This window comes from Streptomyces sp. NPDC053427 (genome assembly GCF_044544985.1).
GTDB lineage: Bacteria > Actinomycetota > Actinomycetes > Streptomycetales > Streptomycetaceae > Streptomyces.
In genome coordinates this window covers 357,295-372,664 of record NZ_JBITYA010000003.1, presented here as the reverse complement: position 1 = coordinate 372,664, position 15,370 = coordinate 357,295, and the positions used below count along the sequence as shown (strand labels likewise).

The 15,370-nt window shown below is 69.1% G+C and carries 14 protein-coding genes; 7 read left to right on the top strand and 7 right to left on the bottom strand.

Annotation, left to right across the window (positions count from 1 at the left end; translation table 11 throughout):
• The first annotated feature begins 1 nt into the window (after window position 1).
• The 5 genes from ACIGWZ_RS09690 to ACIGWZ_RS09670 all read left to right on the top strand — a co-directional run bounded on the left by ACIGWZ_RS09690 (window position 2) and on the right by ACIGWZ_RS09670 (window position 4,806).
• Window positions 2-1,405, top strand: a complete 1,404-nt coding sequence (locus tag ACIGWZ_RS09690) for an aldehyde dehydrogenase family protein (protein ID WP_400062604.1) — start codon at window positions 2-4, stop codon at window positions 1,403-1,405.
• A 2-nt stretch (window positions 1,406-1,407) separates the two neighbouring features.
• Window positions 1,408-2,511, top strand: a complete 1,104-nt coding sequence (locus ACIGWZ_RS09685) for an NAD(P)-dependent alcohol dehydrogenase (RefSeq protein ID WP_400063252.1) — start codon at window positions 1,408-1,410, stop codon at window positions 2,509-2,511.
• Window positions 2,512-2,752: 241 nt separating this feature from the next.
• Window positions 2,753-3,661: a class I SAM-dependent methyltransferase gene (locus ACIGWZ_RS09680; RefSeq protein ID WP_400062602.1), complete on the top strand. Its 909-nt coding sequence runs from the start codon at window positions 2,753-2,755 to the stop codon at window positions 3,659-3,661.
• A 283-nt stretch (window positions 3,662-3,944) separates the two neighbouring features.
• Window positions 3,945-4,448, top strand: coding sequence for an SAM-dependent methyltransferase (locus ACIGWZ_RS09675; RefSeq protein ID WP_400062600.1), 504 nt, complete (start codon window positions 3,945-3,947; stop codon window positions 4,446-4,448).
• A gap of 88 nt (window positions 4,449-4,536) precedes the next feature.
• Entirely contained in the window at window positions 4,537-4,806 is a 270-nt protein-coding gene (locus ACIGWZ_RS09670; RefSeq protein ID WP_400062598.1) for a hypothetical protein, read from the top strand.
• An 80-nt stretch (window positions 4,807-4,886) separates the two neighbouring features.
• On the opposite strand, the gene ACIGWZ_RS09665 is transcribed toward ACIGWZ_RS09670, so the two are convergent.
• The 5 genes from ACIGWZ_RS09665 to ACIGWZ_RS09645 all read right to left on the bottom strand — a co-directional run bounded on the left by ACIGWZ_RS09665 (window position 4,887) and on the right by ACIGWZ_RS09645 (window position 9,816).
• Window positions 4,887-5,507 carry a GrpB family protein gene (locus ACIGWZ_RS09665; RefSeq protein WP_400062596.1) on the bottom strand — a complete coding sequence of 207 codons (621 nt, stop codon included), beginning with the start codon at window positions 5,505-5,507 and terminating at the stop codon, window positions 4,887-4,889.
• Between the two features lie 162 nt (window positions 5,508-5,669).
• Window positions 5,670-6,587, bottom strand: coding sequence for an endo-beta-N-acetylglucosaminidase H (locus ACIGWZ_RS09660; protein ID WP_400063250.1), 918 nt, complete (start codon window positions 6,585-6,587; stop codon window positions 5,670-5,672).
• 364 nt (window positions 6,588-6,951) lie between these two features.
• On the bottom strand, window positions 6,952-7,494 hold the full coding sequence (locus ACIGWZ_RS09655) for a DUF4232 domain-containing protein (protein WP_400062594.1): 543 nt from the start codon (window positions 7,492-7,494) through the stop codon (window positions 6,952-6,954).
• Between the two features lie 225 nt (window positions 7,495-7,719).
• On the bottom strand, window positions 7,720-8,469 hold the full coding sequence (locus ACIGWZ_RS09650; RefSeq protein ID WP_400062593.1) for a uridylate kinase: 750 nt from the start codon (window positions 8,467-8,469) through the stop codon (window positions 7,720-7,722).
• Between the two features lie 645 nt (window positions 8,470-9,114).
• The gene (locus tag ACIGWZ_RS09645; protein ID WP_400062591.1) at window positions 9,115-9,816 is read right to left on the bottom strand and encodes a helix-turn-helix transcriptional regulator; all 702 of its coding nucleotides are present in this window, start codon (window positions 9,814-9,816) and stop codon (window positions 9,115-9,117) included.
• A gap of 574 nt (window positions 9,817-10,390) precedes the next feature.
• Between ACIGWZ_RS09645 and ACIGWZ_RS09640 the strand changes: the two genes are divergently transcribed.
• Window positions 10,391-11,332 (top strand): alpha/beta hydrolase, encoded by a 942-nt coding sequence (locus tag ACIGWZ_RS09640; protein ID WP_400062589.1) that lies wholly within the window; start codon window positions 10,391-10,393, stop codon window positions 11,330-11,332.
• 160 nt (window positions 11,333-11,492) lie between these two features.
• Here the strand turns inward: ACIGWZ_RS09640 and ACIGWZ_RS09635 are convergent, their stop codons facing one another.
• Window positions 11,493-12,194 carry an NAD(P)-dependent oxidoreductase gene (locus ACIGWZ_RS09635; RefSeq protein WP_400062587.1) on the bottom strand — a complete coding sequence of 234 codons (702 nt, stop codon included), beginning with the start codon at window positions 12,192-12,194 and terminating at the stop codon, window positions 11,493-11,495.
• 125 nt (window positions 12,195-12,319) lie between these two features.
• Here ACIGWZ_RS09635 and ACIGWZ_RS09630 point away from each other — a divergent pair, with 125 nt between their 5' ends.
• Entirely contained in the window at window positions 12,320-13,024 is a 705-nt protein-coding gene (locus tag ACIGWZ_RS09630) for a TetR/AcrR family transcriptional regulator (protein ID WP_400062585.1), read from the top strand.
• A 156-nt stretch (window positions 13,025-13,180) separates the two neighbouring features.
• Here ACIGWZ_RS09630 and ACIGWZ_RS09625 read toward each other — a convergent pair whose 3' ends face one another.
• Window positions 13,181-14,941, bottom strand: coding sequence for a M28 family peptidase (locus tag ACIGWZ_RS09625; RefSeq protein WP_400063248.1), 1,761 nt, complete (start codon window positions 14,939-14,941; stop codon window positions 13,181-13,183).
• Between the last annotated feature and the right edge of the window lie 429 nt (window positions 14,942-15,370).

Here is a 15,370-nt window from a genome sequence, read left to right as displayed (position 1 = left end):
GGTGGCCACACACCAGTCCGCGCATGCACCCTCACCCTCCGGCGAGCGCTTCGCCGTCCTCGATCCGGCAACCGGCGAGGCTTTCGATGAGGCTCCCGACCAGCAGCCCGACGAACTGGACGCCCTTGTCGGCCGTGCCCACGGGGCGTGGCGCAGCTGGCGGGCCGACCCCGCCGCCCGCACCACCGCATTGCTCGCGGCGGCCGACGCCGTGGAGGCAGCCGGGGCCGACCTTGCCCCGCTGCTCACTCGCGAACAGGGCAAGCCCCTGGCCGAGTCGTACGCGGAGATCGCCCGCGTGACGGCCCGTCTGCGCTATTTCGCCGAGCTGGACCTCCGGCCCCAGCTGATCACAGACGGTCGGCCGGTGTGCAGCGAGGTCCGCTGGCGACCACTCGGGCCCGTCGCCGCGATCGTCCCGTGGAATTTCCCTCTCCAACTCGCGTCGGCGAAGTTCGCGCCCGCGCTCGCCGCAGGCAACACGGTGGTGCTGAAGCCCTCCCCGTTCACGCCCCTCGCCACCCGGCTGCTGGGATCCGTCCTTTCCGCCGCCCTCCCCGACGGCGTACTGACGATCGTCACCGGTCATGAGCCTCTCGGTGCCCGACTTGCGTCCCACCCCGGGATCCGCCATGTGACGTTCACCGGTTCAATTCCCACCGGACGGGACGTCGCGCGGGGCGCAGCGGCGTCGCTCGCCCGCGTCACCCTGGAGCTGGGTGGCAACGACGCCGCCATCCTGCTGGACGACGTGGACGTGGAAAAGATCGTGGACCGGCTGTTCTGGGCGGCGTTCCGCAACTGTGGGCAGGTGTGCATGGCGGTCAAGCGTGTGTACGCTCCGGCCCGGCTCTACTCCCACGTTGTCGAGGCTCTCGCGCAGCGCGCGAAGACCGCCGTCGTCGGCGCCGGCCTCGACCCGGCCACGCAACTGGGACCGGTCAACAATGCCCCCCAGCTGGCCCGGGTCGAGCGATACACGGCGCAGGCCGTGGCAGACGGTGCCCGGGTTGCGGCCGGGGGCCGACGTCTGGATCGACCGGGCTACTTCTTCGCACCGACGGTTCTGGCTGATGTCCCGGCGCGTAGCCCGGTGGTGACGGAGGAGCAGTTCGGGCCCGTCCTGCCGGTGCTGCCGTACGGGAACCTCGACGAAGCCGTCGAGGCGGCCAACGACACCGGCTTCGGGCTGGGAGGCTCGGTATGGGGCACCGACCTCGGCCGTGCCGAGGAGGTGGCCGATCGGCTGGAGTGCGGAACGGCATGGGTCAACCACCACGCCGAGCTGTCCCTCGCCCAGCCTTTCACGGGCTCCAAGGAGAGCGGTGTCGGCGTCGCAGGCGGCCTCTGGGGGCTCTACGGCAACCTCACGCCTTTCGTCCTGCACGTTCCGCAGGAGGCGTGACGATGAGGTTCGGCGCGGCGGTGCTGCGCTCGTGCGAGAGCCGATTCGCCGTCGAGGAGGTGATCCTGCACACGGGGCCGGCCGACGGCGAGGTCCTGGTCAAGATCGCGGGCTGCGGGATGTGCCGGACGGATATCGCGGTCCGGCGTTCGGCGGGCCGCTCACCGCTGCCGGCGGTGCTCGGCCATGAAGGTGCCGGGGTCGTAGTGGAGACGGGCAGCCCGAATACCGGCCTGAGCGAAGGCGACCACGTCGTACTGAGCTTCGACTCCTGCGGCCAATGCCGGAACTGCAGGAAAGCCGCTCCCGCCCACTGTGACTCCTTCGCCTCGCTCAACCTGTTCGGAGGGCGCACGGAGAATGCCGCGCGGTTCACCGACGTGGCCGGGGACGAACTGGCCCCTCGATGGTTCGGCCAGTCCTCGTTCGCCGAGTACGCGGTGGTCCCGGCCCGCAACGCCGTGCGGGTCGATCCCTCGCTGCCCGTCGAACTGCTCGGCCCGCTCGGCTGCGGTTTCCTCACCGGCGCCGGAACCGTCTTCAACTCCTTCGGCGCCGGGCCCGGCGATACCCTCGCGGTCTTCGGTGCAGGAGCGGTGGGCCTGGCTGCGGTGATGGCGGCCACCGCCTCCGGGGTGGTGAGCGTGGCCGTCGACCGGCATCCCGAACGGCTGGCCCTCGCCGAACGATTCGGCGCGACCCCGCTGCACGCCGCATCACTCGACCTGCCCGGCCGCATCGGGAAGCTCACCGACGGCGGCGCGGACTACGCGCTGGACACCACTGCTTCCGGTCAGCTGATCAATCACGCGCTCAGGGCTTTGCGTCCTACCGGCCACCTCGGTCTGGTGGCGCGGCTCCACTCGACACTGCCGCTCGAACCGGGGGCACTGGACCGAGGCAGGAAAATCTCCCACATTTGCGAAGGCGACGCGGTGCCGGGACTGCTGATTCCGCGGTTGACCGGGCTGTGGCGGGCAGGGCGGTTCCCCTTCGATGAGCTGATCCGTACGTATCCGCTCGCCGACATCAACGAGGCCGAACGCGATTGCGAAACGGGCCGCGTGGTCAAACCCGTCCTGATTCCGGAGGCGTGGAAGCGATGAGCACGGCTTTCCTCGCCCCCTGCCCACCGATAATCCCTCACGGCCCGCCGTCTCACCGGCCGCCGTCCGACGGCACACCCAGGTCACCGCTTCCCGGTGGTCGGCCCGACTGAGACACCGCGCGCCGCAGTTCTGCGCGCCATCAGGCGTCCCGAGCACGCTGAGCAGCGTTGTCGTGCGCCCTCTGCTCATCAGCCGTATCCCTCATTGTTCGTGGTCTCAACTTGCTAGTGGAGGAAGCGTGGTCGACACAACGCATCGCGACACCGACGTGGGAAGCGTGGAAGGAGGCGTAGGCGTGACCGCTCTCATGGTCGCCGCGGCACGGGCAATCGAGACTCACCGCCACGACACCCTGGCACGGGACGTCTATGCCGAACACTTCGTGCTCGCCGCACCCGCGTCCGCCGGCTGGCCGGTCCGCATGCAACAGGTCCTGGACGGGGACGCGAACCCGCTGTGGGGACGATTTGCGCGTTACTTCGGTCTGCGGACGAGGGTCCTCGATGACTTTCTCCTCCGGTCGGTGCACACCGGAAACGTCCGCCAAGTGGTCCTCCTGGGGGCGGGGTTGGATTCTCGGGCGTTCCGGCTCGACTGGCCTCCCGGTTGCGTGATCTTCGAGATCGACAGGGAAGGAGTGCTGGCGTTCAAGCACAAGGTGCTCGACGGACTGGCGGCCACCCCCAAAGCGGCGCGCGTACCCATCCCGATCGATCTGCGCGCCGACTGGGTCGGAGCGCTCGCCGACGCCGGCTTCGACACGGCCGCTCCGAGCGTGTGGTTGGCCGAGGGGTTGTTCTTCTACCTGCCGGCCGCCGCCGAGACGTACCTCATCAAGATGGTGGACCGGTTGACTACGGAAGGGAGCGCTCTGGCATTCGAGGTCAAGCTCGAAAAGGACTTGCTGGCCTTCCGCGACAGTCCGCTCTACACCTCGACGACACGCCAGATCGGCATCGACCTGCTCCACCTGTTCGACAGGGAGCCGCGGCCCGACTCCGCCGGTGGGCTGGCGAGCAAGGGCTGGTCCACATCGGTCCGCACCCCCTTCGACTTCACCCGCCATCACGGACGCGGACCGTTGCCCGAGCAGAACGACGCGCTAGCGGGCAACCGGTGGGTCTTCGCCCATAAGTCCCGACCGTAACACCGCAGAAATCCGCAGTCCGGACACACTGCACCGAACGTGAAGGGCCCATCTCCGAACGAAGGAACCCCGCCGGAGCCAGCCGACGGGGTTCCTCACCTCTCACCTGCTCTCACAGCAACCGCCCCTATGACGGGGCCGGGTACAGGCGCAGACCCCGGAAGAACTGCGCGTGCACGGAGGAGAGGACAGGGCGTACCGGGATCGAACCACCACCCGTAAGCCCCCACCCCTCCACCGATACGCTCGCCTCGGAATACCCATGTTCAACAGGGAGTTGCCGATGCGGGACCAGATACAGAACGGTGATCACGACGTCGATGTCCAGCCGGTGCTTTCGCGGCCGGTGGCGCAGGTGAGGGGCGGGCGCGAGGACGTCTTCGACGATGCCTGGAACGGCGTCGAGGCGGTGATCCGGCTGGATGCCGCCCAGTTCACCGAGGAGGCGCTGTACGGCCTGGACGCCTTCTCCCACCTGGAGGTGGTCTTCCACTTCGACCGCGTACCGGTGGAGAAGATCGAGACCGGCGCGCGACACCCCCGCGGCAACAAGGACTGGCCGCTGATCGGCATCTTCGCCCAGCGCGGCAAGAACCGCCCCAATCGGCTGGGCGTCTCACGCTGCCGCCTGCACCGAGTGGACGGCCTCGACCTGCACGTCAGCGGCCTGGACGCGGTCGCAGGCTCCCCGGTGCTGGATATCAAGCCGTACATGGCCGAGTTCGCGCCCCGCGGCGAGGTCCGCCAGCCCAAGTGGTCCACCGAGATCATGCGCGACTACTACTGACCCGCAGGCCACGCCCCTCAATCGGCACCCGCTCGACGAAACCCGCCGCGACGGCATCCCCTACGCCTTCGCTACTCACCGAGACGACGTGCTGTCCCTGCTCCAGCAAGCGGCAACCCTGCCCTATGCGCGCTACCGCTGGACCGACGGGGCCATCCGCCAAACGGAGGGGCTGCGCCCTACGGTCGTGCAGACCCGCGTCCGCGTCGACCGGACCGGCGCGGATATCGACACACCGGGCCGGTACGCCTGCGAGCTCGCCCTCTTTCTGCCCACCGGCTGCTACGCCACCAACGCAGTGGCACAGTGGGTCGCCTGGACCGCCCGTACGGCGGCGACCTGGAACCCCGGTACCTAGCGGACGCACGTGGACCACCCGCAAGAACCGCCCAGGCACACGCTGACACGCGTGGGGAGTGCAGGGGGGAGAGGGCGGAATCAGCGGCGATGGGCCGCGGGCCGAGCCGTCTTCGTGGCAGACGGCTGCCACCCCGTGGCCCGTGCCCAGGGCTCCGCGACGGCGACCACGAGATCGACCACGGGATCCTTGACGTCGGCGTAGGTGGCGAGATCCGGAACCGCCTGAGCCAGAACCTGCTTGAAGCGGGCGTAGGCCGGCACCGCCTCGGGGTGTGCCCGCAGCCAGTCACGGAAGAGGAGCGCCAGCCGCTCGTTCGGCGAACCGGCTTGCCGGACATGGAGGTTGACGTCCAGCCCCTGGTGGCCCTGGCGGGTCCACAGCCGCTTCGTCCAGCGCGCCGGATCGTCGTCACTGCCTGCAGGAACGTGGTCCTGCCGATACGGAGCGAGGGCGAAACCCCGGTCGGCCAACGGCCCGGTGAACGCGCCCTCTGCCTCCTCCAGTTCATGGACACTGATCTGAAGGTCGAGAACGGGCTTGGCCGCCATACCGGGGACCGCCGTGCTGCCGATGTGTTCGACGTGGACCGCGAGCGGCCGGAGCAGGCCGTACAACTCTTCTGCGAGGTCCTCGCCCTGGACCGTCCAGTCGGGATCGGGAGCGACCACTACGACGTCGGGGGAGCTGTCCTTGTGCATCGGTCCAGTACAGCAGCCGCGTCGCGGGGGCGCACGACAGTGAGTGGTCACCCCGCACCGCGCCTCCGACATCGTTGTCGAAGGCGCGGCCTGCACGGGTCGCGGCCCTACGGGATGCGGCAAGCCCTGAGGGAGCGCCGCGCACTGGGGCGTGCGGTCGCCTTACGGCGTGTAGACGGCGTCACTGCCGTACAGCTCCCTGGTGAACGCGGAGACGTCGGCGCTGCGGTCGGCGCCGTCGAGGTTGTACGTCAGATAGACGCCGTACCCCTCGCTGACGGTGCGGCGGGCGAGGTCGGCGACCGTGCTCTGCGAGGTCCCGCCGATCTCGACGGCCGCCGGCGACAGCTTCGACTTGGGCAGCGCGATGCCGGGGACCTGCCAGGTGCCGTAGTACGGGTTCCAGGCGTAGTCGAACGTGGACGAGACGTCGACGCCACCGTAGGACAGGCGCGACGCGGCCGGGCCGATGTTGTAGAGGCTGATGATCTTGTCCGGCATGTTCGCGCGCAGCGCCGACACCAGGTACACGAACGAGCTGTCGTTGGGCTGGCCGGTGCCGTTGTTGCCGTACTCGGCGTACTCGTCGTCGAAGTCGATCCCGTCGAGGCCGTACTTGGCCACGGTGTCCGACAGTTGTTTCGCGAACGCCGAAGCCGCTTGCTGTGACGGGAAGTTGGCGAAGCCCGCGCCCTGGTGGTTGCCGAGCACCGAGAGTACGACTTTGATGCCCTTCTGCTGCAACGGCCGTATCTCCGTGGCGGCGTTGTCGAGGACGCGCTGCACGTTCTCGTTGAAGTACAGATGTGCCGTCTTCGTGCCCGTGTCGTAGTTGATGTTCGCCGCGAAGATCACGGCGACGTCGAAGACGTTGCCGCCGCCGTTGGCGAGGGTGTACTTGCCGACGTTCAGCATGCTGTTGTTGTTCACCTCGACGTACGCCACCGAGGTCGGCCCCTGTTTCGCGGGGGCGGGGGCCGCTGCTGCGCCGGTCGTGGCGGTCGCGCCGAAGGCAAGGGCCGCGACTGCCGAGAGCGCGAGCGCGGCCATCCGCACTCTTCTCCGTACCAGAGTGAACATCATTGATCGGTCTCCCCTCGCATAGGTCGGCGCCCGACCTGCCCGAAAGCGCCGAGTGAGCCCTCCGAGTGTTCCGCTCCCGTGACCAAATCCCGAGAGTCATGCCCGAACTCTTGCGTCACAACTCGGCTCCTGGCAAGGGAGTTGGTGCGTCCAGATCACGGTTCGGCATGCGCCTCCGCTCTGGCCGACTCACGGGCGGTTGGAGCGGTGTGGGCGCAGTTGCCGACGTCGGTCCGGCGGCGGCTGACCGCTCAGGCGGCGACTGGATGGCCACCGCACTATCCGGGGGCTTCACCTCATTCCGGAGTCCTGCGGTGGCCACCAGCGACACTGAAGGGAAGCTCAGAGGCTGTCCGGTCGGTTACCGCCCGACCGGATTGAGGTAGGTGGCCGGGTGGGTGGCGCCGTCCTGCTTGAGGATCTGGCCGCCGAACGGCCACTTCAGGGTGAAGTGCTTCGTCTCGTTCGGCGGTGTGACCAGGAACGTCGCCGGAACGAACTTCTCCTTCCGCGGCGTGGACTTGGCCACCGGGAGCAGGGTGATGCTGAAGTCCACCGTGTCCCCCGGCTCCAGGATCATCTTTTCGGGCTTCGTGGAGGATCGCACCAGCGACCAGGTGCCGTCCGTCTCCTGAGCGCCGATCATGTCGACACCTGCGAAGCCGGACAGGGTGCAGGTGCGCTTGCTCTGGTTGGTGAACCAGATGTACGCCTGCGTCTGCTTCTCGGTCTGTTCCATCTCCGGCCTCGCGTCATCCCCCGTGGCGAAGCCCGCCTTCAGGTCGGCGGTGTGGCAGCGGGTCGGCTCGGCTTTGGCGGGGGCGGCCGAGGCCGGGATGGCGCCAGCGGCACTGCCGGCAACGACGATGGCCGCAAGGGCCACGGCAGTCAGCTTGCTCTTCATGTCAGGTTCCCCTCGAAGGCGAATCGGCGCGCGAGGTCAGCGCGCACCTACGCACCTGAAGATGCGCAATACCCGGGGAAGGTTCGGTGTGCCGGAGAGCCCTTTCCGGACATTCAGGGCGCGGGCCGTTGAGGCGTCGCGGAGAGGGCACCACAACGGCCTGGCATACCGTCCCTCCTTCCGCCGAACGGCGGAAGGCGCACCGGGCAGTGACCCTTGCGCGCGTCAGGAATTCCGGCCTGTGCCGATGTCCTCGCCGCCGATCCGCCGCAGCACAGGGTGATCGAGGTCGTCGTTGCCGACAACGATCGTTGCGTGCGCGGCAGGGTCGACCTCGGCCAGGTAGAGCCGGCAGGCGGCGTGGTAGCGATTGTCGAAGGCGTGCTCGGCCTGTGCACTGCTGCCGAACAGCGCGGTGTCGCGACGGGTGCCACGCTGGCGGGCGACGGGGAAGCTGGTGTCGGCGAACACAACCTCGTCCCACAGGCCGGCCAGTTCATGGCGCTGCAGGAAGCTGCCGTCCACCACCAGGACCGCGTCGGCGAGGGCGGTGACCGGCGGCTCGTCAATGGCATGGTCGCCGGCCAGGTCGATGATGCGGCTGCGATAGCGGTGATCGCCGCCGGGGCCGAGAGGGACGAGGACGGACCGGGCGAACGCGGGGAAATCGTAGGCGTCCTGGTAGTACCCGATCGCGGAATCGCGGCCTTGCCGGTGACGATGGGCTCGCGGGTGATGGAAACCGTCCATGGACAGGTGGACCGCCGGGCGGCCCCGCTCGTCCACCGCGGTAGCGAGGGCGCGGGCCAGAGTGGTCTTGCCGGCGGCGGTGATGCCGTCCACCGCGACCCGCAGCGGATGTCCTGGCCGCCGGGCGGCAAGGTGGTCCGCGATGCGGCCGATGACCTGATCCCGGGTGGACCGGCTACCTCGACCCTCATACCTGGTCGGCTCGTTGTCGATCATTTCTGCCACGTGCAGATCCTAGTGACATTGCTGCCGACTGCGGTTCACATCTCTTCCAGTGATGCACATGCAGGGGCATCCTCTTGACGTCCAACGTCATCGCCCTCGCCTCGGCGTGGCCATGCGGCCACCGCGGAATCGCCGTCACTGCGACTCGACCGCCGCACCGCGGAGGGGAGAAACCAGGGACCAGGCCGAACTACTCCTACCCGAACTACTCCTACGCCAGATCCCAGGAACCCGCCGCCCAGGTCAAGCAGGGTGCTCAGGCCGACACTCTCCGGTTGTCCCCTGGCCCCTCCCCCGCATGGAGCGATGGATGCCGCGCCGCACCGCACCACCCAGTCGGATCCGAACGGATGGCTCGCCGTACAACCACGCGGGAGCCGCGGTCTGCGCCATGGTGACGGAGTTGTCGGCGAGCCTCCTGACGCGCCTCCCCGGGACAAAGAAGAGCTCCGGGAAACAGACCGCTCCACGACCCGGACTGCGGTGGTTCTGGTGCGACCTGACCGGGACGGACGGCCTGGTCTCGTGGAGCCGGGCCCATTGTGGGCCGCTTTCTCCAGCTGCTTGTACAACCCGGCAACAGCGGAGGTCGGCGGCGTGGAGGTCACCGTGTGCCCTGCTCCCCTCGTCGGCCGGGTGCCCCTCTCAGGGGTGAGGTTCGGGTGGCCAGGCGGTGGGAGACAGCAGGCCGAGGACGTACGCCCTGGCGATGAGTGCGGTGCGGTTGGGGGTGCGCAGTCGGCGGCCCAGGCGGGTGAGGTGGTAGTTGACGCCGTCGTCACTCAGACCGACGGTGCGGGCGACCACCGCTGTGGTGCAGCCCGCGGCGATGAGGGCCAGGATGCGTGACTCCTGTGCGCTGAGGAGGGGTGCAGGTGTCCCGTGATCCGGCGTGGAGGGGTGCTCGTCGATGTGCAGGGTGGCCAGCAGAGGCGGCGACTCGCCGCCGGGATCGCTCACCGGCTCGAGGGTGAGCTGCCCTGTTTGCGTCGCCGCGCCGGCCGTCCAGCGCACCTGTACGGGATAGCGGGAGCGCCGCCCCTTGGTCAACGCCGCCTCAACTCTTGCCAGTTGGCCTTCATCGATGGGGGTGAACAGGTCGAGGAGGTTACGTCCCGCCAGACGCCCCGGAGGCAGGCCCCACAGTGCCGCGAGAGCCGGATTGGCGAGGGTGATCCCGCCTTCGGTGGTGCTGACCGCGGTCGGAGCCGGGATGCGGTCGAGCAGACTCAGGAACCGGGTACGCCAGACGGCAGGGTCCGATTCCGGGTCCCCCGGGTTCGAGGGGAAGGGCGGCCCAGGGGTCGGCGCGGCGGTCGGGACGGGGGTCGGGACGGGAGGGCACATGGCGGGGGCGGCTCCTTTCGTACGAGTGCGTGTGTGCACGGTCGCGGAGCATCGCGCCGGGCGGCGCCGTAGCACAGTCCTCTTCCAAGTGGGCGAAGCTGCCCGACGGAGCACTACAAAATTTTGTAGGCCCAGCGTGCCACAGGCAGGCGCACGGGGGCGATCGTGGAGAGGCAGCCGGCCAGTGACTCCGTACGGAACCAGAGCGACGGCCCGCACAGAGTCAGGAAGAGACTGCCCATGCCCTTCATGCCTTCATGCCCACCACACGTGCCGCGCGCTTCGATGCCGCCACCCGCGAACTGGCCGTAGAGGATTCGATGACGACGGTGCGTGGCCGGAATACGTGGTCGTGCCGACCGCGGCCCTCACCCGCCTGCCCGAGGGCATCCCCAGGGAACAGACAGCCATCCCGGTCACCTCGGATACCGCACACGCCACATCGAAGAACTGGTGCCCCTGGGCCTGCGACCTCCATCCCTTCACCCGTCCTCGCCGACACCACACCAACGCCTCTCTCGCCCCCTCCGGCTCTGCCAGGAACCCTCACCCCCATCCAGGAAAGGTGACCTCCATGCTCCTCGACCCGGGAATCGCGGCCATCCTCGACCAGGCCAATGCCGCCACCGCCGCGCCCATCCGCACGACCGACCCCGACATATTGCGCGTGGCGCAGCGCACGCTGGCCGCCGCAACGGATTCCGAGCCGATCCAGGTCGGCTCCGTACAGGACGGCACGGTCCCCGGCCCGGAGGGAGCCATCCCGGTGCGGATCTACCGCCCCGACGCCGAGGGCCCGTTGCCCACAGTGGTCTTCTTCCACGGCGGCGGCTGGATCACCGGCGATCTCGACAGCCACGACCTGGTCACCCGCAGACTGTGCCGCGATGTCGGCGCGGTGGTGGTCGCCGTCCACTACCGCCGAGCCCCCGAGCACCCCTTCCCCGCCCCGTACGACGACTGCCTGGCCGTGACGCGCCACATCGCCGACCACATCAACGACTACGGGGCGCGGCGCGACCGCTTGGCCGTTGCCGGGGACAGCGCCGGTGCCAACCTCGCCGCCGTGATCGCCCAGACCTTCCGTGACGAGAACCGCCCACTGGCCGCCCAGCTCCTGGCCTACCCGCCGACCGACTTCGACGGGGACTACCCCTCCCGCACCGAGAACGCCAACGGATACATGCTCACCGCCGAGAACCTCGCCGACATCCAGTACCTGTACGCCGGAAACGACCCCGCGGTCCGCGGCCGCCCCCAGGTCTCCCCGCTGCACGCCGAGACGCTCGCCGGACTCGCTCCCGCGGTCATCGGCACCGCCCAGCACGACCCTCTGCGCGACGAGGGCCTGGCCTATGCCGAGGCCCTCGAAGCCGCCGGCGGCGACGTGTTCGTTCGCAACTACGACGGGCTCATACACGGCTTCCTCAACATGTTCCCCCTCTCCCCCGCCGCCGCGGACGCCACCAGCGAACTCTTCGCCCAGCTCGGCCAACGGCTCGGCAGAGCGGCCTGACGCTCTCGGCCGACCCTCGGCAACATCGACGGCCGGCTCTCCCCCGCCCTCGCCGTGCGCCGACCCTGCCGAGCCTGCCGAGCCTGCCGAGCCTGCCGAGAACCTTCGCAGCGACCGCCACGGTTTCCCGTGGGGATCCCGGAAGCGGCTGTGCCTGCGTTCAGTAGCCGATCGTGAAGCGGCGCTGGACGAAGCGGGGCAGTTCCACTTCATCGATCAAGGCGACGGCGGCATCTTCGGCGGAGATGCGGCTGAGTCCGGCGGCATCCCGGACCGGTTGGTCGGTGCCGATCCGAAATCGGCCGGTGCGCTCGCCGGGGGCGATGTCCTCGGCGGGGCTGAAGTAGGTCCAGAGCCGGTTCGACGTACGCAGGACGTTCAAGCCGTCCCTGGCTCCCCGTGCCGCGGCCGCGTACTCGCGGGGCAGTCCCAGCTGGTCGAGGGTCTCGTGCATCTGGTCGTCGTTGTCGGCGAGCACCACTCCAGGTGCTGTCTCCAGGCTGCCGGCACCGCCGATCACGATCAGCCGGGTCCTGGGCTGGCTCTCCAGGGCCTTGAGCAGGGCCCGGGCGGCGGTGGAGTGAACCGTGGGGTCGGCGATGGAGCGCCGCACGGTGTCCGCGAAATCCTTGGCCGCGTTGCCCGGCTGGAACCCGCTGATCAACACGTCCAGGCCGGGCAGGATGGCGGCGATGCTTGCGGGATCAAGGACGTCCACGCTGGCCCACGTCACGTTTGCGCGGCTCTCGTTGATCCGTGAGGCGTCGCGGCTGAGTGCCGTGACGTGGTGCCCACGGCCGAGCGCCTCCGTGACGACCCGGCTGCCGATGGTGCCGGTGGCACCGATCACTCCGATGTGCATGGTTCTCCCCTTTTGGTCATGGCTGGACATGCCGGCTACCGCCGCACGTCCGGACTCCGTGCAGAAACTATACGGCGTGAAGTTTAGATACGGCACCCAATACGGTGACGCTGTAGAGTGCCGGCATGGCACGTACGGGGACCGGAGGACGGCGTGAGCGGCTGCGGGCCGAGACGACGGCCGAAATCAAGAGCGTGGCGCTGGAGCTGATGGCCTCGGGCGGCCCCAGCGCGATCACGCTGCGTGCCATCGCCCGCGAGATGGGCATGACCGCCAACGCCATCTACGGCTACTTCGCCACCCGTGACGACCTGGTCACCACGCTCATCAACGACGTGTACACCTCGCTCGCCGACGCCGTCGACGCCGCCCCCACGGGCGATCCAGCCGACCGGATCCGGGCATGGGCACACGCCTTCCGCGGCTGGGCGCTGGCCAACCCCGAAGGCTTCCGCCTCATCTACGGCGACCCCGTACCCGGCTACGTCGCTCCCGAGGGCGGCGCCGCCCCCGACGCCGCGCAGCGGGTCTGCACCGGCCTCACCGCACTCGCGGCCGCCGCCTGGCCGCACGCCGAGCACTGCTACGCGGGCAGCGACTTCCAGTGGTCCGACTTCGACGCCGGCCTCCTCGGCAAGGTCCGCCCGGCCTTCCCCGACCTCCCCCCTGCCGCCGTGGCCCTCGCCCTGCGCATCTGGGGCCACCTCCACGGCCTCGTAACGCTGGAGATCTACGGCCACCTGCACACCCAGACCACGAGCCCGGAAAAGCTCTTCAACGAGGAACTGGCCCAGCTCGTAAGGTCATTGGGGCTTACGTCGAAGAAGTGACGGCCTGCTGAGCCGGTGGCCCCGTAAGCCCGGATGAAGGTCTGCCGGAGGCGGAGGAAAACGTTGCTCGCCGACCCGCTCGGGGTCAGCGGCCGGTGAGTGCCGGAGGGGCGAGCGGCGGTGTGCAGGTGCCGTGCCCCTCCGGGTAGTTGGGGGTCAGCCGGTCTGCAGGGCTGCGTCGTCGATGACGAAGCTGGTCTGGAGGCTGGCGTCTTCGGTGGCGGCGAAGGTCAGGGTGATCTGCTGTCCGATGTAGGGGGTCAGGTCCAGGGTGCGCTGGGTGTAGCCGGTCGCGGCGTCGGTGTTGGAGAGGGTCGTCAGGGTGGTGTTGCCCACTTTGACCCTGAAGGTGTCGTAGGTGACGCGGTCGGTCTCGTCGGTGTCGATGTGCAGCCAGTAGGTCAAGGTGGCTTTGGCGCACCCGGAGGGCAGGGTCACCGACTGGCTGAGGGAGTCGGTGGCGGAGGAGCCGTAGCCGCCGAGCCAGGCGAACCGGCTGCCGCTGTGGGCGGACCGGCCCGAGTGGGCACCGATCGTGCCGGTGTCACCCGTCCAGGGTGCGGTGCCGTTCTCGAACCCTCCGTTGGTGAGGAGCTGTTGGCCGGTGCAGCTTCCGGTCCCCTTGACCGTCAGGGTGAAGGTCGTGCTGTGGGCGACGGATCCGGTGCCGGTGAGAGTGAGGGGGTAGGTGCCGGGGGCCGTGCTCGGCGCCGTGGCGACGGTCATGGTGGAGCTGCCGCCGGAGGTCACCGAGGCGGGACTGAAGGAGACGGTGACGCCTGCCGGGGCGCCGGATGCCGACAGCTTCACGGTCTGGGCGGAGCCCTTGGTGGTCGCCGTCGAGACCGTGCTGGTGGCCGTGCCGCCCGGGTCGACGCTGCCCGTGGTGGGGGCGGCGGCCAGGGAGAAGTCGTTCGCGGGGGTGGAGTTGGCGACGGCGAGCTTCCAGAGGGTGTAGGCGATGCCGTCCACGCTGCGGTTCAGTCCGGTGCTGTTGATGTTGCTGGTGGTGTCGCAGGACTGGTGATAGCAGGAGTCGTAGGCGCGATTGGCCGTGCCGCCCCACTTGGTCGCCTGCGCGGACGTCTTTCTCGCGCCGGCTCCCATCGCGTACCCGGAGGTCGCGATGCCCGCCTGCTCGAAGGAGTAGTCGTCGGAGCGGCCGGCGCCCTCGGTGTTCTCCTCCGGCTGGAGGTTGAGGGAGTCCCAGTACGCCTTCATCGGCTGGGCGGCGGCGGAGTTGACGTGGTTGATGAAGTAACCGCCGTTGGTCGAGGCGATCATGTCGAAGTTGTAGTACGCCTTGATCTTCGAACGCTCGGTGGCGGACAGCGAACCGACGTAGAAGTCGGAGCCGTTGAGGCCCTGCTCCTCGTCCGTCCACCAACCGAAGCGGACCCGGGCCGCCATGGCGGGGTTCTGCTCCGCGAGGGTGAGCGCCGTCTCCAGCAGTGCGGCCGAGCCGGAGCCGTTGTCGTTGATACCGGGTCCGGCCCCGACGCTGTCGAGGTGGGAGCCGAACATGTAGACCGTGCCGGCGTCACCCTGGGGCCATTCGGCGATCAGGTTGGGTCCGGCTCCGGTGGAGCAGCCGGAGGTGCAGGGCTGCTCGGTGACGGTGTAGCCGGCCGCCTGGAGCTTGCCCTTGACGTAGGCGACGGAGTCCCGGTAGCCCTGGCCGCTGGATTTGCGGGTGCCGCCGTTGCGGGTCGCGATGGCGTTCAGCTCGGTGAGATGTGCCTGGACCTTGGCCACGTCGACGTCCGGGGCGTCGCCGGCCGCGGCCTTGCTGACGACGGGTGGGGTGGTGGCCGGTTGCGCCTGCGGTGCGGCCGCTTCCGTGGGTGCTGCAGTCAGCACCGCCGTTCCGAGGGTGATGGCGAGCGATATACCGGCCACCGCGAGTCTTCGTAACACCATGGCTCCTTGAGGGGGTAGCGAGTTCGCCGACGGAGGTTCTGGTGGAACGCCGGGTCGGGGCAGCGTCCTGTCGTCGTCCTGCTGTCTCCGACGAGGTGGGGCTTGGCACGGCAGGCGGACGACATAACGATGACCGAGGACGACATGTCCATGACCGGGCGGCCGTACCATCACATCGCGACAGGCGCGGCGTCAACGGAAGTTCCCACACTGAGCGGTGTTTGTCGGAAAATGGCAGGCGGCGCCCGATATCCGGGCACTCGCCGGTGGGTGCCGGCCGGGGCGGCCGCTGCGATGCTTCGTTACTTCGAGGGCCCGCGACGGCATCTACTGCGTCCAGGACACGACCGAACACGCCGGCCGCCGAGGCCGGCGGTCGGCGTGTTGGGCGGCGGCCTCCTGAACCGCCCGGCCCGCGCCGGCGCG

Excerpts from the sequence above, each read along its gene's own strand:
- ACIGWZ_RS09645 (WP_400062591.1), bottom strand. The coding sequence starts at position 9,816 with ATGTGCCCTCCCGTCCCGACCCCCGTCCCGACCGCCGCGCCGACCCCT.
- ACIGWZ_RS09655 (WP_400062594.1), bottom strand. The coding sequence starts at position 7,494 with ATGAAGAGCAAGCTGACTGCCGTGGCCCTTGCGGCCATCGTCGTTGCC.
- ACIGWZ_RS09660 (WP_400063250.1), bottom strand. The coding sequence starts at position 6,587 with ATGTTCACTCTGGTACGGAGAAGAGTGCGGATGGCCGCGCTCGCGCTC.
- ACIGWZ_RS09675 (WP_400062600.1), top strand. The coding sequence starts at position 3,945 with ATGCGGGACCAGATACAGAACGGTGATCACGACGTCGATGTCCAGCCG.
- ACIGWZ_RS09635 (WP_400062587.1), bottom strand. The coding sequence starts at position 12,194 with ATGCACATCGGAGTGATCGGTGCCACCGGCACCATCGGCAGCCGGGTC.
- ACIGWZ_RS09665 (WP_400062596.1), bottom strand. The coding sequence starts at position 5,507 with ATGCACAAGGACAGCTCCCCCGACGTCGTAGTGGTCGCTCCCGATCCC.
- ACIGWZ_RS09630 (WP_400062585.1), top strand. The coding sequence starts at position 12,320 with ATGGCACGTACGGGGACCGGAGGACGGCGTGAGCGGCTGCGGGCCGAG.
- ACIGWZ_RS09685 (WP_400063252.1), top strand. The coding sequence starts at position 1,408 with ATGAGGTTCGGCGCGGCGGTGCTGCGCTCGTGCGAGAGCCGATTCGCC.
- ACIGWZ_RS09640 (WP_400062589.1), top strand. The coding sequence starts at position 10,391 with ATGCTCCTCGACCCGGGAATCGCGGCCATCCTCGACCAGGCCAATGCC.